This is a genomic window from Sphingobacterium spiritivorum, assembly GCF_016724845.1.
In the GTDB taxonomy this organism is placed as follows: Bacteria; Bacteroidota; Bacteroidia; order Sphingobacteriales; family Sphingobacteriaceae; genus Sphingobacterium; species Sphingobacterium spiritivorum_A.
In genome coordinates, this window is record NZ_CP068082.1 from 2632654 (window position 1) to 2650630 (window position 17977).

Below are 17977 nucleotides of genomic sequence, written 5' to 3' on the forward strand. Positions count from 1 at the left end.
ATATTTTAGAATTTATGCTTTCTCTTCCCATAATGCTGCAATATGCAGAATAGTGATGACCGCTTTCTGCATATCCTGTACAGATACCCATTCCTGTTTGCCATGAAAAGCATGTCCTCCGGCAAAGATGTTGGGACAGGGAAGGCCCATAAACGATAGACGGGATCCGTCAGTACCTCCGCGGATACTTCTTCTTTCAGGAGTCATGCCTCCTCGTTTAATAGCTTCCATCCCGATTTCCATAATCTGCGGATACTGGTCAAGCACCTCTTTCATATTACGGTACTGTTCTTTTACTTCTATTGTAAAAGTAGTTCCGGGATATTGTGCGATAACAGATTCCGCAATTGCTTCCAGTTCATCTTCGTGTTTTTTGAGATTGGAAGTGATATGGTCGCGAACGATAAAATGAATAACCGCTTTTTCAACAGTTCCGGATACACTTGCAGGATGTATAAAACCTTCCTTTTTACTGGTGCTTTCAGGTGAAAGTCTGTCCTTTGGAAGTGCATCGATAATAGCTCCGGCAATTTTGACAGCGTTCTGCATTTTGCCTTTGGCAAATCCCGGATGTACAGATACGCCCTGAATTGTTATTGTAGCGCCGTCTGCAGAGAATGTTTCATCTTCAATTGTTCCGGCACGCTCTCCATCCATAGTATAAGCAAAGTCTGCACCCAGTCTTTTGAGATCTGCTTTATCTACCCCCCGGCCAATCTCTTCGTCCGGTGTAAATAAGATCTTGATATCTCCGTGTTTGATTTCAGGATGATTCATGAAGAGTCGGGCAGCATCCATGATCTCAGCTATTCCGGCTTTATCGTCTGCTCCCAACAAAGTTGTTCCGCTTGCGGTGATCACATCATTGCCGATTTGATTGGCAAGATCCGGATGCTGATCAAATTTGATGACAATAGTTGTATCATCCGGTAATACCAGATCCTGCCCCTGATAATTGCTGTGTACCAAAGGCTTTACATCTTTACCTGATGAGTCAGGAGAAGTGTCCATGTGTGAGCAAAAACAGATCTTAGGAACATTCTTATCTGTGTTTGAAGGAATAGTAGCATATACATAGCCATTTTCATCTATTGCCGCATCTGTAATACCAAGGCCCAGCAACTCTTCTACAAGTAGATTGCCAAGGTTTTTTTGTTTTTCAGTGGAAGGGCAGCTAGGTGATTCGGAGTCTGATTGGGTGTCGATCTGTACATAGCGCTGAAATCTTTCGGAAACCGAAAAATCTGTTATGCTATTGATATCAAATGTACTCATGGTGAAAATTTACGCTTTAAAAAAATGATAAGCACAAAATTACGAAACTATAAAGGTATTGACGAATTTTAACTGTCATTCCTCTTTTTATTTGGTAATTGCCTTATTTTAAGTTACTTTTATGTAAAATCTTAAATTTTGAAAAACAAAGCGCTTCCGTTTTACAAGACCACATTTGTTCTATTACTACTGGTGCAGGCTTTCCTGATTTTTAGTGATAATGAAATTTGCTTTAGAACAGGCTTAGCGATATTGCTGAGTTACCTGCTGATTCCAATATGGAGTCTTTTGCTCAAAAGAGGCCGGAAAAATATACAGATTCTTTTTAAACTGTATATTATTATCTGTGGATTATTTTTCATCATGAGCGGTGCTTATCTGTTGGCTACGCATATTATGATCACAGATTATTTTATGCTGAGTCTGGCTGTAAAGGGACTTCTAATGGGAATAGGTGTGGTTATTATCTTCAAATATCAGGAACTGACAGAGATGTATCAGGCTTACCTGAGGGGTATCAAGTCCATACAATTATAAAGACATACTGCTTTGAGGCTGTACAAAGCAGTATGTATGATAAGATTTTTATTTTTGAGCGTCAGCCCATCCGAAAACCTTCTGCAACAGCGGAGTTGTGCGTGCACCGCCCAGATTATTTCTGATTTTTAGTTCCTGATCTGCTACTTTAATAAAAAGACCGTCAATTGCTTTTTGTGTGACATAGGCATTCAGATCTGTATTTACTTTTGATAACGATAAAGGAAGAGAATTATAGGCTGATGTCAATTGCGTCCAGTAGGTACTCACATTATTTTTTCCTAATGCTCCTTCGACTATAGGGCTGAATTTGGAGGTTAACTCCGGAGTTGTTGTTGTTTTGAAAAATGTAGTAGCGGCATCCTGTTTTCCACTCAGAAGAATATTATAAGCATCCGTAATGGTCATTTTGGATAAAGAATTGGCAAATACCGGAGCAGCTTCTTTGACCGCTGTTTCGGCAGCACCATTCAGACTGGAAATAAATTGATCACACAATTTTCCCATGCCTACACTTCGGAGTGTTTTTTCGATTTTCTGTGCTTCAGGTGGCATTAAAATTTTCACAGCAGCATCACCAAGAAAACCGTTTTTTGCGGACAGTGAATTTATACTGGATGTCAGCCCATTGCTCAGCGCCTGTTTGATTCCGGAATTCATTTCAGTACTGCTCACTGTTGTCTTACTTGCAGAAGTATCTTTTGGTTGTTGCTGATTTAGCTTTTGAGTTACTTTTTTAAGAATTTGAGCATGAGTCTCTTGTGTCAGTGATCCAGCTAATAATGATATAGCGAGAGTAAGGTAAATGTGTTTTTTCATGTCGTAAAATCTGTTACAAAGATAACAGTATGATTGCGAAAATCGTGTAGCGTTTAATCTACCGTTGAAAAAGTAGTAAAAATATTAGAAGGACAGGTCTTCGGCTAAAAGAGCAAGCTGTCATTGGGAAGTAGAAATTACTGACTCCTGGAATCAGAGTCAGTAATCAGTAAATTTGTTCTGTGTAAAAGAATAGACCTTAATTCTGTACCAGATCTACCATGACAGGGAAGTGATCTGAAGGGTATTTTCCAACATACGTATCCGTCAGAATTCCATATTTTTTAACAGAAAACTGAGGAGTGATAAATATATGGTCTATTCGTTCTGTTGGTTTAATGCTCTTGCCAAAACCATTGAAGGTAGAGTTTGGAGCATATCTGCTGTCAATTTTGCTGTAACTATCAGCGACAATACCACTGTTTGCTAATGTAAAATAGGCTTCATCTGTTTCCGAAACATTGAAGTCACCGGTAATAATGAGCGGTAAGTTTCCTGCAAATTCTTTGGCTTTGGCCATCATCAGTTTTGCACTTTCCTTACGAGCGGTGACACCGACATGATCAAAGTGAGTATTCATAAGGATAAATTGTTTTTTTGTTTTTTTATCCTTGAATATTCCCCAGGTGCAGATCCTTGGCAAAGCGGCATCCCATCCTTTATTTGGTTTGCTGATATCTGTGGCCGAGAGCCAGAATGTTCCGCTCTTTGATACTTCAAATCGCTTGGTATCATAGAAAATTGCGGAATATTCCCCTTTTTCAGCACCATCATCACGCCCTACACCAATGTATTTAAATCCGGGCAATAAACGTTCCATATCGACCAGCTGGTCATTGAATCCCTCCTGTGTTCCGAATATTTCAAACTCATGAAATTTGATCAGATTCGTTAATGCTTCTTTTCGTTCATCCCACATGTTACCTATATCGTGCGTGTTTTTCTGACGAATATTGTAAGTTGCGATACGGAACTGTTGTGCATATGTCATCGTACTGACAAGCGCAACAAACACAGTGGCTATAATTGTTTTTCTCATTTTTTACTTTTTAGAAGTTCAGCTAACAACTCAGGATTATCTGTAGTCAGATAATCTACCTTCTGATCCAGCAAAATCTGCATTTCTTCTTCTGTATTTACAGTCCATGCGTTTACTTTAAGACCCAGATCCTGTAGTTCTTTTATCCAGGTTGGATTTTTCTTATAAACCGAGAAATGATAGTCTGCACCTGCCATTTTATCGTTTTTCAATTCCTGAGGACTTTTATCTCCCATCAGATAGTGAACTTTTGCTTTTGGATTGAGCTCTACAAATTTCTTGCATGCATTATAATCAAAAGCGATATATTCTACCATCTTTTCTCCTTTTAACTTTTTGACAAGCTCTACAGATTTCTGGGCTGCTAATAAGGTGCGATCCAGACCCAGTTTGTTTGTTTTGAGTTCATAGATCAATTTTGTTTTTTTCTGTTTCAGACCTTCTTTCAGATATTCTTCTGCAGTAGGGATAGATTCTCCGTTCGGGTGTTTCTTCTTTAACAATTCATCGTATGTAGATGTGGCAATATCCAAACCATAAAAGTCATTATCATGGTTCACGACCAGTACATTATCCTTTGTAAGATGAACATCAAACTCAGAACCAAATACACCTTCTGTAATTGCCGCATCAAGAGAAGCGAGAGAATTCTGAGGTAAGTTTGTGTTCTTCCATGCACCACGATGAGCGATAATAGGATTCTTTTGGGCAGATACAGCAGAAATACTTGCTCCTAAAATGAGCAGACTTAAAACAAGGTTTTTCATATATGTTTAATTTGTTGTTGATTGCTTATAAAACTAAAATGGCATTTGCTACAGCTCTTTCTCCTTCATGATCAAAGAGCTTGTTATCTGTGGGATAATTGACTATCCCATTTTTACCTTCATCTTTTATATATAATGTTGTAGAGCCGCCACCGTCCAGATTAAGTGCATCCTTTCCTTTTAGCCATTTCAACACATTCGAAAGCTCAATAAGGGACATACCATAGGCTTTTGCATTGCGGCCATCAATAGTCATCAGAATCAGTTTGTGGTCTGTTGTCAATGCTATTGCGGTGCGTGGGTGACGATTATTGTTAAAGGCGTTACTGTCAAGATCTGTGCGATGTGATTGATGTAATAACAGCGGACCACAGGTCATCACATTAGGCATTTTTATTTTTTTATCCCATGTGCTGTCACTGTCATCACCTTTTAGAATAACAATTTTTTTAGCGTTAAATGCCAACGCTCCATTACTTCGAAAGCTTCTTTTATCGGATTTGCCTTCTTTCAGTACGGTTTCATTGATGAGTTGTTTGTTGATTCTGACAAGCGTGGTTCCGCCACCAGTTTTCGTGTTGAAAAAAGCTCCGTTGATGGCTGCGGTTGCGTTGGCTTCCGCTGCGAATGTAGTTGTATTTTTAAATCCGGTTTGCAGGCCTGCAAGCCGGATAGGTTGTTTTATTTTCTGAAGATCAATTTCAATGAAGTTGATCTCCTGCTCAGCTTTGAAGAGATTATCAAAATGACCCTGTTTCCATACAATACCGGGTTTAAGCTGTTTTTCTTTCCATTGCTTATTTGATACAAGTAAAGAATCGCTTTCCTGCGCAAAAGAAAACTGGAATATACATGTGAATAAAAGAACTATTGCATACGCAAAACGATTCATAGGAAATTAGTTTGTGACTACTAATTTACCTATTTAGAATAAAATAACGGTTAAGTAACTGTTATTTTACTCCTTCCCATTCTGCATAAAACTGTTCCAGAAATTGCTCCATATACTGATGTCTTCCTTCCGCCATTTTTTTAGCAGTAGGTGTATTCATCTTATCTTTCAGTAACAACAGCTTTTCGTAAAAGTGATTGATGGTGGGTGCAGTTGTTTTCTTATACGCTTCTTTATCCATATTTTCCATTACAGGAATGTTTGGATTATGGATCTCCCTGTTTTTAAAACCACCATAAGTGAAAGCTCTTGCAATTCCTATTGCTCCTATTGCATCCAGGCGGTCTGCGTCCTGAACGATCTCCAGTTCTTTCGAATGAAAATTGCGCTCTCCCAGACTCGCTTTGAATGACATGTTTAGGATAATCGCCTGTACCTGTTCTACAACCGTAGGATCTACACCTTCACTGCTTAGAAATTCTCCGGCTATACGCGGGCCGATTGTTTCATCGCCATTATGGAATTTACTGTCTGCAATATCGTGCAAAAGTGCTGTCAATTCACAAATGAGCTCATCCGCCTCTTCATGTTGCAGGATCATACGGGTGTTATTCCATACCCGTTGTATATGCCACCAGTCATGACCGGATTCGGCCTGCTCAAGACTTTTTTTAACAAATGCTACCGTTTTTTCGATGATATTATTCATAAATTACTTTTGTCTTATCGCGTGTGCCTTCATACAGATCATATTCCAGCAATCTACAGTCTAATTTACCATTATAAAACTCTGTTCTTCTGGAAGCCCTAAGTCCGATTTTTTTAGCCAGATCAGGATTTCCTGTAAAAATATAGCCTTTGTAACCTTTACAGTTCTGCTTCATGAAGTCACCAATACGCTTGTAGGTAATTTCCAGTTTGGTATGCGTACCCAATCGCTCTCCATATTCCGGGTTGAATACAACAACTCCTTTTTCGTCAGGGACAGATGTTTCTGCAAAATCACATACTTCAAAATGGATCAACTGATCCACGCCGGCAGTACGTGCATTCATTTTTGCAATCTCTATAGCTTCTTCCGAAATGTCAGAGGCAATTATAGTTGGTGTATTTTTTTTGTTAACCTGTTCTTTCAGGTTTCTTCTTTCCTGAAAAAAGACCTCTTCATTATACCCGATAAAATGCATAAATGAGTAATTCATGCGATATAGTCCCGGTCTACGGTTTGTCGCTATAAGTGCTGCCTCTATGGCTAAAGTACCCGATCCGCACATCGGATTGACAAAAGGTGATTTATCATCCCATTTTGTTGCAAATATGGTACTTGCTGCCAGTGCTTCCAGCATAGGAGCTTTTCCCGGATGCTTACGATAGCCGTGTTTTGCAAGTGTTTCTCCCGATGTATCCAGAAAGATTTCGGCACGGTCATCCTTCCAGTAAAGGTGAATCACAGCCTTATTAAGCTCCGGTCCTGTATTCGGGCGGATACCCTTTTTCTCTTTGATCCGGTCCACTATCGCATCCTTCACTTTTACATTCGCAAAAAGTGGTGTCGTAATTGTCTCATTACTCACATTGGATGTTACAGAAAAATAACTGTCAAACGGGATCAGATTTTCCCATTCGATTTTGACCAGTTCGTTGTATAATTCTTCCGGATTAGAGGCCTTGAATTCCTTTAAAGAATACAAGATCTGTGAGGCCGTACGCAGATTGAGATTGAGTTTAATAGATTCGTTTACAGAGTTGTATAGCTCTACACCTGTGTTGAACGTGCGTTTGATCTCAAAGCCTAAGGCCTGAACTTCTTCTTGCAGATAAGGAGAAAGTCTCTTATTGCAAGTTATAATGATTTTATTGGGGGTGTTGAAAACTTCCATAGTAATTTTGACAAAGTTAGTTAATCTTGTACTCAAAAATTGCTTATTTTTACGGTTTAATATTTAACATTATGGAAATTAGAGGAAAAGTACATGAAGTTGGGGCAACTCAGCAGGTAACAGAATCATTCAAAAAACGTGATATCATCGTTGCTTATGCAGAAAACCCGCAATTTGTAGAATATATTCGTTTTGAAGCTACACAGGATAGAACGTCCATTTTCGATAACCTTACAATTGGTGAAGAAATTGAAATTTCATTTAACCTGAGAGGTCGTCCCTGGACAAATAAAGAAGGTATCACTACATACTTCAATTCTTTGGTAGCATGGAGAGTAACAAAATTAGCTGGTTCTTCAGCTGCGGCTCCGGCTCCCGGATATGCAGATATGCCTGCACCGATTGATATTTCTTCTTCAGGTTCAGATGATGACGATTTGCCTTTCTAATCTGATCAGCAATTAAAATATATAGCAAGGGCAACAATGATCATTGTTGCCTTTCTTATTTTTATCCGGAAACATACTTCCCGTAAGGTATTTTGCGTATCAGATAAATCAATAGCATACTTCCCAACAGCGTAGCGATAGTGGCCATAGGAACTTTGATCCAGATCTCATCCGGTAACCGGGGATGTACATAGTTCAATATCAGAATGTGAGCTAAGTAAATCCCAAAACTATATTTGTCTATAGCATCCATCCATCCCGGGATATTTTGGGTAAAAGAAACCCCTTTCAGAAAAGTGAAAATTCCTGCAGCAGCGAGTGCTGTATTAGGGAGGACATAACCATAGAAAGAGGGATCATACTTTTGTTGTGCTATGCTGAGGTGATGAGTTATATAAATCGTAAAAACACAGGCTGCAGTAAAGATGAGCAAAGAAAGAATCTTTTGCCGGCTGAAGTCTTTGACCGAAAGATAATAGCCAAGTACAAAATAACCAATGTATCCGGAGAAGAAGGTGAGATCTATCTTCAGGAAATATTCCTCCCATCTTTTATTACTGACGTACAAAGAAGCAAACCAGATCAGAAGAAAAATTTCTATTTCCCTTAAAGAGGCTGATCTGATCATCTTTCTTAAAAAGGGAACTGTAAGGTAAAGCCCTAATATCATATACAGATACCAGAGGTGAGCATTAGCACCTGTTCTCATTTTTTGCCAGGCTATAGTGACAATTTGCTGAAACGACAGCTGATCAAACGAAGTGTAACGGGAGAAATAATAGATGATGTAAACAATAGTCCAGAACAAAAATGGCGGGACAATTTTTAATAGCCTGTTTTTGTAAAAATCTACGGTGCTTTCATCCTTCTGCAAAAGCAATGCACCTGATATCATTACAAACAAAGGTACTGCACTACGGGTCAGCCCGTTTATCCAGTTCGCATAATCCCAGTTAAAAGATCCTACGGCTGCACTTTGTAGATATCCGGTAGTGGCATGGATAAGGATTACACCTATGGTAGCCAGGATGCGGATATTGCTGATATAAATAGCGCGGGTAGCCATTGCCTGTGATAAAAGGTGTGGATAATTTAATTTACAACTCCCAGCGTTTTTTCGGAACACAGGTGATGTCTTGTTTTTTATGGAGTACTATTGGACGCTGATCAAAGCGATTTTCCAGGATCAGAGAATCTTTGCTGTATTTTGCAATTTTGAATCTCGGCAGATATTGTCCCTGCTTGTAACAGCCGGATAATTTCTGTTTTCCATTTTCCTTCGTATAAACTCCCTCTACGATCATACTGTCTCCTCTGACTACATAGACAGCTTTGGCATATTCTTTCCAGTTGCCGTTTTGATAGCAGCTATCTGACATGCGTTGTACCGTTGAATGCACATCCATGGTAGTGTAAACAGAGTCGCATGTTATCTTGAAGGAATGCAAAGTATAGGACAGCATCTGATCCTGATGTGGTATACTATCTTGTTCCCAGACACCCTGCAGATATTCCGCACCCTTTCCCTGGATGTCAGAGCGCCGCTGGCAGCTGCCAAAAATCAAAAGCATACCTGCTAAAGGCAGCAGGTATGCTTTTAAAAGTGAAGAATTTGATTTTTTAATCTTCAGCATATTATTTCAGGCTTCCCACCATGTCTTCTGGTTTCACCCATGCATCAAAATCTTCAGCAGTTACATAGCCCAGGCGAACGGCTTCTTCTTTCAGAGTAGTACCGTTTCTATGTGCTGTCTGTGCAATTTCTGCTGATTTGTAATAACCGATTTTAGTGTTTAAAGCCGTTACCAACATCAGGGAGTTGTCTACAAGTTCTTTGATACGTTTGTAGTTTGGCTCGATTCCGCTTGCACAATGTTCGTCAAAGGATACGCATGCGTCACCCAGTAAACGTGCAGATTGAAGGAAGTTCGCCGCCATCAGAGGCTTGAATACGTTAAGTTCATAGTGACCTTGCGTACCACCGATAGTGATGGCAACGTCATTACCCATTACCTGCGCCGCAACCATAGTCAAAGCCTCACATTGTGTAGGGTTTACTTTTCCCGGCATAATAGATGATCCCGGTTCGTTCTCCGGAATAAGGATTTCTCCGATTCCTGAACGAGGACCTGAAGCCAGCATACGGATGTCGTTCGCAATTTTATTTAATGAAACAGCAAGTTGCTTTAATGCTCCGTGTGTTTCTACAATAGCATCATGAGCGGCTAAAGCTTCAAATTTGTTTTCTGCCGTTACAAACGGAAGGCCTGTGAATTCGGCAATATATTTAGCTACAACGACGTCGTATCCGTCAGGAGTATTTAATCCGGTACCTACTGCAGTACCGCCTAAAGCCAATTCGGATAAGTGAGATAATGTATTTCTCAGCGCTTTCAAACCATGGTTTAACTGTGCTACATATCCGGATAATTCCTGACCTAATGTCAACGGAGTAGCATCCATTAAGTGTGTACGGCCTATTTTTACAACATTTTTAAATGCTTCTGCTTTTTTCGCCAACGTGTCACGAAGTTTTTCTACACCAGGGATGGTTACTTCTGCTACAGCTTTATAAGCTGCAATGTGCATTCCGGTAGGGAAGGTGTCATTAGAAGATTGAGATTTGTTGACATCATCATTTGCTTTCAGGACAGGTTCGCCTTCACCGATCTTAAAACCGGCAAGTACCTGAGCACGGTTAGCTACGACTTCGTTCACATTCATATTAGACTGTGTACCTGAGCCGGTTTGCCAGATGACCAACGGAAACTGGTCATCCAGTTTACCTGCAAGGATTTCATCACATACAGCTCCGATCGCATCACGTTTTTCAACAGATAATACACCTAATTCATGATTAGCATAAGCAGCAGCTTTTTTTAGGTAAGCAAAGCCTGCTACAATCTCATGAGGCATAGATGCAGAAGGTCCGATTTTGAAATTATTGCGTGAGCGCTCCGTTTGTGCCCCCCAGTATTTATCTGCAGGGACCTGTACTTCGCCCATAGTATCTTTTTCGATTCTAAATGACATAGTATTTATATTTTATTGTTATCTCACAAAGTTAATGAACTAAACCTTAAACCGAAAATGATATCTGTCAGATTGTAAGGCCGGCTTATCATCAGCAGATCATTTTGTGTATGCTGTTTTTTACAGGATGGTTCGGGTACCGGCAGATACAGTTGTTAATAGCCCAGCCTTCTCGTCAGCTGTTCATTCACATGATGAAATAGCTGTTTGGGTTTCAGGGTGCGCCAAGGCATCTGATCGAATATTCCACCGAAATTGATGTAATAGTCTATATTATGAGACTTAAATTCTTCGATGACATGTGACCTGAAATTGAGCCCTGCAATCCATCCGTCCTCTATATTTTGAAACCATTCTTCATAATAAAGATCATCGGAAGCATGGAAATTGAGCACATTTTCTCCGATTAAAATGAATTTGTTAATGCCTTCATCGATCATCAGGTCTATTAATTCTCTTTTCAGCAGCATAATGTCATTATAGATGGCATCATTCCATTCTCCGATAAATTCAATAATAGTATATCCCTTGTCATAATCTACATACAAAACCTTTAGATAAAGCGTCGAAGAGCCAAAGTGATCCCACTGCGGATGAAGTAAAAAATTATAAATCTGTTTGTCGTATTCAAACTCGCTATAGATCGTTCCGTAAAAAGGTGACAGTTCATCTTCGGAGGCGATATAATAGTCTCTCCAATTATAAAAAGGCTCGATTTCGTGCATGTTATTCTGTTAATTGAATTCGATTATCGTTTTGGTGTCAAAATTGGTAAAAAATCCTGATTAAAAACTAAATAAAGATAGATTTGTTACTATAATATCTCTTACATATTAACTCAAAAGTTTAAAAAACTCGTTAATTTTGTGTCGGAAAATCTAGACATGCAAAAAAATACAAAGCGGAATATTTTTGTGGCGGCGACTTATGGTGGTGTGCTGATGCTGGGTCTCATTTTAGGTCAATATTATTCAAATGAACAGCGAACGGCTGCCGGTGGAGTATTAGATCCGCTGGGGGTGGACAACTCGTATAAAATTCAGGGAATGATGGATCTGATATCGAGCAGCTATGTAGACAGCATCAATATGGACGTCATACAAGATGATGCCATCTCGCATATTTTGTCACGTCTGGATCCTTATTCCGCATATCTGCAGGCTGCCGAAGCCCAAAATCTGAATGAAACATTAGAAGGTACATTTGAGGGCATAGGTCTTGAATATTTTAATTTAAATGATACGCTCCTTGTCGTAAGTATCATTCCGAACGGCCCCGCGGATAAGGCGGGTTTCAGAGTCGGAGATCAGCTTCTGCAGATTGACACAAAGACTATCGCCGGCGTTGGTATGCCATTGAGTGAGGTAGACAAAATGATCCGCGGTAAACGGGGTAGTGCTCTACAGGTACTGGTAAAACGGGAAGGATATATGTTGGGCAAGCCCATAAAGGTAATCCGTGATCAGGTCAATGTGAGTTCTCTGGATGCCGCTTATCTGATCCAGCCTACAGTTGCCTATATCAAAATCCGTAGATTCGGATTGAAGACTGCTGAGGAATTCAAAAAAGCACTCAAGGAACTGGAAAAGAGAGGCGCCCGAAGTATCATAGTAGACCTTCGTGAGAATGGCGGCGGTTATCTGCATGCCGCTATACAGTTGGCAAGCGAGTTTTTTAAGGATAAAAAGCTTATTGTATATACCAAAGGATATAATGAGCTGAGAAAAGATTACTTCTCTTCGGCTGACGGGGTATTTCCTGATGGCAAGGTTGCAGTTCTGATCAATGAGAATTCAGCTTCAGCAAGTGAGATCTTCGCAGGAGCGATACAAGATCTGGACCGGGGTACCATTGTCGGAAGACGTTCATATGGTAAGGGGTTGGTACAGGAGCGGTTTGAATTACCGGACGGATCAACGATCAATCTGAGTGTAGCCCGTTACTACACCCCTTTGGGCAGAGATATTCAAAAAAAATATACACTTAATGCATTCGTAAGTCCGGCCAGTCCGGAACCCTTATGGCTGATGGATACCACTTATGTGCATGAGCAGGCTTTTGTCACTAAAGGCGGGAATCAGGTTTATAATGGCGGTGGAATCTATCCGGATGTAGTCCTGCCTATTGATTCAAATGCACTGAGTCTTAAATATCAGGAAATTAACTCATCCAGTCTTACAGAGCAGTTTGTGTATGAGCGTTTCACCAAAAAGTCTCCGGCATATTCTATTGAAAACTTTATTCAGGGCTATCACCTGCCGGATAAAGAGTATGCGGACTTTATGACTTTTCTGAAAAATAAAGGAATTGTTTTAAGTAAGAAGCAGGAAAATGACCTGCATCAACTGATACAGACTGATATTGAATCTCTGGTAGGAAGATTTTATTTTGGAAGAGATGCTTATTTCAAAGTCCGCAACAGGCACGATGTATTTGTAGAAAGAGCGGTCAATGTATTGGCTCCGATATTAAATTAATCCTTCAGCTGCACATCTGCCCATATCGGGTAGTGATCTGAAAGTTTTCGTTTGACAATCTGATAATTCAGAATGTTGAAATCATTGCTTGTAAAGATATAATCGATCTGAAATATAGGAAGCATTTCATAGTGGGTAACACCCCAGCCCGAACCTTTTTTCTGAAACGCATTCTGCATGCCTTTACCAATCAGATTGACACTATAGGACATTGGTGTATCATTAAAGTCTCCCATTACCATATAGGGAATCTTAGCCGTTTCTATATGTTCCTTTAAAGCTTCAGCCTGTTCGCTTCGTGAAGCAAAAGCCTGCTTTAATTTGCGGCCAACCCGTCGGGTAGCGGTTTTGTTGCTTTCTCCTGAAGGGTTCTGAATAAAATCCTTGTCCTCATTTTGCAGGGCAAAGGAGCGAAGATGAACATTATAAATCCGCATGCTTTTTTTGCCTTTCTCTATATCTGCATAGATAATACGATTTATCCCATATTCATTCTTGACAATAGTGCCCGAATGGATAACAGGATATTTGGAAAAAATAGCTTGCCCGTAGGCCTCGTAATCATTGACAGATGCAGGTTCGAAATACCAGTATTTATAGCCGAAATTTTCACGCAGTTCCTTTGCATAGACATGCTTGCCTTTAATCTTGCTGTAGTATTCCTGAAAGCAGATGACGTCCGGTTTGATACTGTCAATAATTCCCAATACTTCCCGTTTGAAGTCCTTTTCTTCTCCTTTTTTTGCTGTTTTGAAGAGATGTACATTGAAACTTAGTACACGGATGCTGCTATCTGCAGCCGTGATCTCCTGTGTATGGTCTCCGCTGAAATTCCAGTGTTTGGTAAGAAGATTCCAGCCGATCAGAATCGTTATAAATGAGATCAGCGCATGCTTTGGCTTGCGCATAAGCCAGTAGCCTACAAAGCCAATGTTGATCAGTAAAATCGGAAGATAGCCCAATCCGAAAAAAGCCAGTGGCCAAAAGGTCTTAGGATTAATAAAAGATGCGGAATAGCTCAGCAGCAAAGCTACCACAGCCATCAAATTGGCTATGAAGACAGTCTTGCTCAGAAAACCCAGCTTTTTTTTTAACAGGTGCACTTTTGCCATTCCCTCTAATCTTGCTTACTCGCTTTGAATAATACTTCCTTTTCCCGTGAAGTTAAACTTTCATAGCCAGACAAAGAAATTTTATCTAAGATCTGATCAATTTCTTCCTGATTGGGGAGGTCATTGATCGTGGAATGAGAATATTTAGCGTATTCGACCTTCTGATGTACCACCTGTAGTCTGCTGATACGTTTTCTTTTGGCGGCGAACACTTTGCTCCAGTCCTTTCCGTTCTGTAGTGAGCGAATAAACATAAAGCTCCAAAGTATAATACACAGATACGCAGCTGCTGCAGTTTTATTAATCAATGCATAGAATATAACTTCCAGCCCGAGGTATACATAAGCAACTGTTTTTAACTTGATGTTTCCCAGAAATAAAAGGCGCATTTCTGTGTAAGGTACCAGAGATGCCGTTGCTGTAATGACCCCTGCGATAGGAAGGGAAGCTGTATTGAGTAAGGTCTGCGGGCTATTTGCCAGATAAGGAATTTGTCCCAGAGCTAAGTAGAATACGCCTCCTAGACATAAAGACGACAGATAGATATACCAAAGCTGTCTTCTGTTGAGAAAATTCAGAAACAGATTGCCCATCCAGTATAACCATAAGCTGTCAAACAGAATGCGAAACAAACCTGTATACACCAATGAGTAGGAGAAAATAGACCAGGGTTGTTTCAGGAAATGTTCAAAACTGACCGGCAGACTAAGATATTGAAGGGTCTTATCGTAGAGCGGATACTGGATTACTTTTAATTCTGCAAGCAGATCAAAAAGATGAATAATTACAAAAAGAGCTACTTGTCCCACAATAACAATGGGAACCGGAGATCCTGATTTAAAAGTTTCTCTCCAAAAGGATTTAAACTCTTTTTGTGCCATCTTCACAAATTTAACTAATATATACCTTTTCTAATACCCCACATTTTCAGCAATATAAACGCAAACAGTGCACCGCCTACGTGTGCCAGATGTGCGATAGAATCTCCCGGCCGTGAGAGACTCAGGTAAATTTCTATAACGATTAATCCGCCGATAAAGTACTTTGCTTTGATTGGTATAGGGATAAATATCAATTGTAGCGGAATGTTCGGAAATAAATAAGCAAATGCAAGGAGAATCCCGTATATAGCTCCGGAAGCACCCACTAATGGGGTATAATTGATTTCTTTTATAAAGGCAATTTGTTCAAAAGATAATGCATTCATGTCTATACCTTGTCTTGCGGGAAAACTCGTGCCGACTAACTGGTAAAGTTCGATCGCCTGAATACCGTATTGTAATACCAAAGCACCCAAACCAGTGAAAAGGTAAAAATTAAGAAAACGTTTCGATCCCAGAACTTGTTCGATCATCGGACCAAACATCAGCAGAGAAAACATATTAAAGAAAATATGTGAAAATCCGCCATGCATAAACATATAGGTGATGATCTGCCAGACTTTAAAATAAGGTGAGTCCGGATAGAAGGCGGCTAAGTATTGATAAGATTGTGAGACCAGGCTTGATCCAATAAAAAAGATAATATTGATGATCAATAGATTCTTTACAACCGGTGATAAATTTGGAAACATATGTAATTCTCGTTTACTAATTAATTTTTGCCAAACTTTTCCAGAAGTTCAGACAATGTAAATGTAATAATTATAGGTTTGCCGTACAGCGAAATATTCGGTGATTCGCAGGCAAACAGTCTGTCAATCAGTTCTGCCATTGCTTGATTATCCAGGAGAGTCCCGGGTTTAATCGCTGCACTTTTAGCAAGACTACGGGCCAGATTTTCCCGTTTATTTAGTTTCAATTCGGATTTGTTATGTTTAAAGTCTTCCAAAAGCCGTTCTATAATTGCCACTTCATTGACATTACTCCCCAGATCAGCAGGAATTCCATCTACAATATACGTTGTTTTTCCAAAAGGACGTAATTGAAAACCAAGGCTTTGAATTTCGGGTAATATTTCCTCCATCAAAGCATGATCAGCACTGTTCAGATCTATTGTTTGCGGAAACAGGCTTTGTTGACTGATGCCCTGATTCTGTTCCAGATGAGTCTGAAACTGTTCGAATAATATACGTTCATGGGCCGCCTGCTGATCGATTATCATAAAACCGGAGTGGATCTGTGATACGATAAACCGGTTATGCAACTGAAAGAATTGTTTGCTTTGCTGTACGCTGACTTCCGGTACGTTGATATCAATATCTTCTTCTTCCGGTTCTGCAGGAAGTAGGGGAAGCTGAGCGGAGGAGGTCGCCTCGTTTTCAGTAATCTGATAAAGCGTATCCCAGTTTTGCGGTATTCCGGCTTTTTTCTCAAATCCGGATGTATAATTATCTGATCTCGATTTGGAAGCTGACTCTTTATAGCCCGGTTCAAAAGGATTGAAGTCGGGATTAAAATTAATCGTAGGCGCCTGAATTTCCTCCAGAGGCTTTTGACTGATCATATTTGAAAAACCCGTCTCCTGATTAAAGTCCAGCGTCGGAGCAATATTATAACGTCCCAATGATCGCTTTATGGCAGATCTCAGAATAGCATAGATCGCTTTGTCGTCCTCGTATTTGATCTCCGTTTTCGTAGGATGAACGTTGATATCAATCTTTGCCGGATCTATATCAATAAAGAGCACATACAGCGGGTAACTATCTGCTGACAGTATCTCTTCGTATGCATTGAGAACGGCATGATTGAGATAAGGATCCTTTATAAATCGTTTGTTGACAAAGAAAAACTGTTCTCCGCGCGTCTTTTTGGCAAACTCAGGTTTTCCGATAAAACCATTGATAGTAATTATGGAGGTCTCTTCTTCCACAGGTACCAGGCGCTGGTTATAATTGTTACCCAGTAAGTGGACAATCCGTTGCTTCAATGTTTCAGCCGGAAGATGATATACTTCATTCCCGTCACTGTGCAGACTAAAGAAAATTTCAGGGTGAGCTAAAGCCACACGTTGGAATTCATCAATAATATGACGCATCTCTACGGAGTTACTCTTCAGAAAATTGCGTCTCGCCGGAATGTTGAAAAAAAGATTCTTTACGGATATACTGGTTCCCGGAGACAAGGCTTCGGGGTGCTGATCTGTGATTTTGGAACCTTCGATTTCGATAACTGTTCCGAGTTCATCCTCTACACGTCTGGTTTTCAGTTCTATGTGCGCAATGGCCGCGATAGAAGCCATAGCTTCACCACGGAATCCCATCGTGCGGATGGAGAAAAGATCCTCCGCTTTACGTATTTTAGAGGTAGCATGCCTTTCAAAACATAATCTGGCATCCGTCACACTCATACCACATCCGTTATCAATGACCTGTATCATTGATTTACCAGCATCTTTTACGATAAGTTTTATTTTGTCTGCTCCGGCATCAATCGCATTTTCAATCAATTCCTTTACCGCAGAAGCAGGTCGTTGCACGACTTCTCCTGCCGCAATTTGATTCGCAACAGCATCTGGCAACAATTGAATAATATCTGACATAATCTATGCGAAGTTACGAAAAATTGATCCGAAATTTTAGTGTAGATTAAAGTGAAGAAAGAATGGCAGTACATCTTTGTTAAATATTTTACAAGATGTTTGTTATTAAAGCATTTAGCCGGTGAATGCGGATAATATTGTTATGATGTGCCTTCTCAGATTGTAATACGGAAAAAGAATAAGGCAATGAAGGATATAAGGAGCAATATTTTCAGGT

The 17977-nt window shown here is 39.9% G+C and carries 18 protein-coding genes; 3 read left to right on the plus strand and 15 right to left on the minus strand.

Translation table 11 applies throughout. The annotated features are described in order from the left end of the window. Positions 1–12: 12 nt before the first annotated feature. The gene (gene pepT / locus I6J03_RS11070; protein ID WP_003012146.1) at positions 13–1275 is read right to left on the minus strand and encodes a peptidase T; all 1263 of its coding nucleotides are present in this window, start codon (positions 1273–1275) and stop codon (positions 13–15) included. Between the two features lie 138 nt (positions 1276–1413). Between pepT and I6J03_RS11075 the strand changes: the two genes are divergently transcribed. Further along, positions 1414–1812, plus strand: a complete 399-nt coding sequence (locus tag I6J03_RS11075; protein ID WP_003012148.1) for a hypothetical protein — start codon at positions 1414–1416, stop codon at positions 1810–1812. Between the two features lie 48 nt (positions 1813–1860). Here I6J03_RS11075 and I6J03_RS11080 read toward each other — a convergent pair whose 3' ends face one another. From I6J03_RS11080 to I6J03_RS11105, 6 genes are all read right to left on the minus strand, one after another. After that, positions 1861–2631: a DUF4197 domain-containing protein gene (locus I6J03_RS11080; protein ID WP_003012150.1), complete on the minus strand. Its 771-nt coding sequence runs from the start codon at positions 2629–2631 to the stop codon at positions 1861–1863. 199 nt (positions 2632–2830) lie between these two features. Beyond that, positions 2831–3670 carry an endonuclease/exonuclease/phosphatase family protein gene (locus tag I6J03_RS11085; protein ID WP_003012152.1) on the minus strand — a complete coding sequence of 280 codons (840 nt, stop codon included), beginning with the start codon at positions 3668–3670 and terminating at the stop codon, positions 2831–2833. Then, on the minus strand, positions 3667–4437 hold the full coding sequence (locus I6J03_RS11090) for a glycerophosphodiester phosphodiesterase (RefSeq protein ID WP_003012153.1): 771 nt from the start codon (positions 4435–4437) through the stop codon (positions 3667–3669). The genes I6J03_RS11085 and I6J03_RS11090 overlap by 4 nt, the downstream gene beginning before the upstream one ends. Before the next feature lie 25 nt (positions 4438–4462). Beyond that, the gene (locus I6J03_RS11095) at positions 4463–5329 is read right to left on the minus strand and encodes a phosphodiester glycosidase family protein (protein ID WP_003012155.1); all 867 of its coding nucleotides are present in this window, start codon (positions 5327–5329) and stop codon (positions 4463–4465) included. A gap of 61 nt (positions 5330–5390) precedes the next feature. Further along, positions 5391–6038 carry an HD domain-containing protein gene (locus I6J03_RS11100; protein ID WP_003012156.1) on the minus strand — a complete coding sequence of 216 codons (648 nt, stop codon included), beginning with the start codon at positions 6036–6038 and terminating at the stop codon, positions 5391–5393. Further along, on the minus strand, positions 6031–7209 hold the full coding sequence (locus tag I6J03_RS11105; RefSeq protein ID WP_003012159.1) for a THUMP domain-containing class I SAM-dependent RNA methyltransferase: 1179 nt from the start codon (positions 7207–7209) through the stop codon (positions 6031–6033). Before I6J03_RS11105 ends, I6J03_RS11100 begins: the two co-directional genes overlap by 8 nt. A gap of 71 nt (positions 7210–7280) precedes the next feature. On the opposite strand from I6J03_RS11105, the gene I6J03_RS11110 reads away from it, so the two are divergent. Further along, entirely contained in the window at positions 7281–7658 is a 378-nt protein-coding gene (locus I6J03_RS11110; RefSeq protein WP_003012161.1) for a DUF3127 domain-containing protein, read from the plus strand. A 61-nt stretch (positions 7659–7719) separates the two neighbouring features. On the opposite strand, the gene I6J03_RS11115 is transcribed toward I6J03_RS11110, so the two are convergent. The 4 genes from I6J03_RS11115 to I6J03_RS11130 form a co-directional block, all read right to left on the minus strand. After that, positions 7720–8724 (minus strand): acyltransferase, encoded by a 1005-nt coding sequence (locus I6J03_RS11115; protein ID WP_003012162.1) that lies wholly within the window; start codon positions 8722–8724, stop codon positions 7720–7722. A 31-nt stretch (positions 8725–8755) separates the two neighbouring features. Continuing rightward, positions 8756–9292, minus strand: coding sequence for a hypothetical protein (locus I6J03_RS11120; RefSeq protein WP_003012164.1), 537 nt, complete (start codon positions 9290–9292; stop codon positions 8756–8758). 1 nt (position 9293) lies between these two features. Continuing rightward, on the minus strand, positions 9294–10691 hold the full coding sequence (gene fumC / locus I6J03_RS11125) for a class II fumarate hydratase (protein ID WP_201693674.1): 1398 nt from the start codon (positions 10689–10691) through the stop codon (positions 9294–9296). A gap of 155 nt (positions 10692–10846) precedes the next feature. Beyond that, positions 10847–11416 carry a hypothetical protein gene (locus tag I6J03_RS11130; RefSeq protein WP_003012169.1) on the minus strand — a complete coding sequence of 190 codons (570 nt, stop codon included), beginning with the start codon at positions 11414–11416 and terminating at the stop codon, positions 10847–10849. Positions 11417–11575: 159 nt separating this feature from the next. On the opposite strand from I6J03_RS11130, the gene I6J03_RS11135 reads away from it, so the two are divergent. Next, a complete protein-coding gene (locus I6J03_RS11135) occupies positions 11576–13168 on the plus strand; it encodes a S41 family peptidase (protein WP_003012170.1) in 1593 nt (530 codons plus the stop codon). Here the strand turns inward: I6J03_RS11135 and I6J03_RS11140 are convergent. Genes I6J03_RS11140 through mutL form a run of 4 tightly spaced genes read right to left on the minus strand, consistent with a single transcriptional unit; the run spans position 13165 to position 17760 of the window. Further along, positions 13165–14280, minus strand: coding sequence for an endonuclease/exonuclease/phosphatase family protein (locus I6J03_RS11140; protein WP_003012171.1), 1116 nt, complete (start codon positions 14278–14280; stop codon positions 13165–13167). The genes I6J03_RS11135 and I6J03_RS11140 overlap by 4 nt on opposite strands. Positions 14281–14285: 5 nt before the next feature. After that, positions 14286–15161: a rhomboid family intramembrane serine protease gene (locus tag I6J03_RS11145; RefSeq protein WP_003012173.1), complete on the minus strand. Its 876-nt coding sequence runs from the start codon at positions 15159–15161 to the stop codon at positions 14286–14288. A gap of 14 nt (positions 15162–15175) precedes the next feature. Then, positions 15176–15853, minus strand: a complete 678-nt coding sequence (locus tag I6J03_RS11150; protein ID WP_003012175.1) for a rhomboid family intramembrane serine protease — start codon at positions 15851–15853, stop codon at positions 15176–15178. A gap of 20 nt (positions 15854–15873) precedes the next feature. Further along, positions 15874–17760, minus strand: a complete 1887-nt coding sequence (gene mutL, locus I6J03_RS11155; RefSeq protein WP_003012176.1) for a DNA mismatch repair endonuclease MutL — start codon at positions 17758–17760, stop codon at positions 15874–15876. Positions 17761–17977 lie beyond the last annotated feature (217 nt).

Bases quoted from the DNA above. Each gene is read 5' to 3' on its own strand.
- pepT (WP_003012146.1), bottom strand. From the start codon at position 1,275: ATGAGTACATTTGATATCAATAGCATAACAGATTTTTCGGTTTCCGAA.
- I6J03_RS11080 (WP_003012150.1), bottom strand. From the start codon at position 2,631: ATGAAAAAACACATTTACCTTACTCTCGCTATATCATTATTAGCTGGA.
- I6J03_RS11085 (WP_003012152.1), bottom strand. From the start codon at position 3,670: ATGAGAAAAACAATTATAGCCACTGTGTTTGTTGCGCTTGTCAGTACG.
- I6J03_RS11090 (WP_003012153.1), bottom strand. From the start codon at position 4,437: ATGAAAAACCTTGTTTTAAGTCTGCTCATTTTAGGAGCAAGTATTTCT.
- I6J03_RS11095 (WP_003012155.1), bottom strand. From the start codon at position 5,329: ATGAATCGTTTTGCGTATGCAATAGTTCTTTTATTCACATGTATATTC.
- I6J03_RS11100 (WP_003012156.1), bottom strand. From the start codon at position 6,038: ATGAATAATATCATCGAAAAAACGGTAGCATTTGTTAAAAAAAGTCTT.
- I6J03_RS11105 (WP_003012159.1), bottom strand. From the start codon at position 7,209: ATGGAAGTTTTCAACACCCCCAATAAAATCATTATAACTTGCAATAAG.
- I6J03_RS11110 (WP_003012161.1), top strand. From the start codon at position 7,281: ATGGAAATTAGAGGAAAAGTACATGAAGTTGGGGCAACTCAGCAGGTA.
- I6J03_RS11115 (WP_003012162.1), bottom strand. From the start codon at position 8,724: ATGGCTACCCGCGCTATTTATATCAGCAATATCCGCATCCTGGCTACC.
- I6J03_RS11120 (WP_003012164.1), bottom strand. From the start codon at position 9,292: ATGCTGAAGATTAAAAAATCAAATTCTTCACTTTTAAAAGCATACCTG.
- fumC (WP_201693674.1), bottom strand. From the start codon at position 10,691: ATGTCATTTAGAATCGAAAAAGATACTATGGGCGAAGTACAGGTCCCT.
- I6J03_RS11130 (WP_003012169.1), bottom strand. From the start codon at position 11,416: ATGCACGAAATCGAGCCTTTTTATAATTGGAGAGACTATTATATCGCC.
- I6J03_RS11135 (WP_003012170.1), top strand. From the start codon at position 11,576: ATGCAAAAAAATACAAAGCGGAATATTTTTGTGGCGGCGACTTATGGT.
- I6J03_RS11140 (WP_003012171.1), bottom strand. From the start codon at position 14,280: ATGGCAAAAGTGCACCTGTTAAAAAAAAAGCTGGGTTTTCTGAGCAAG.
- I6J03_RS11145 (WP_003012173.1), bottom strand. From the start codon at position 15,161: ATGGCACAAAAAGAGTTTAAATCCTTTTGGAGAGAAACTTTTAAATCA.
- I6J03_RS11150 (WP_003012175.1), bottom strand. From the start codon at position 15,853: ATGTTTCCAAATTTATCACCGGTTGTAAAGAATCTATTGATCATCAAT.
- mutL (WP_003012176.1), bottom strand. From the start codon at position 17,760: ATGTCAGATATTATTCAATTGTTGCCAGATGCTGTTGCGAATCAAATT.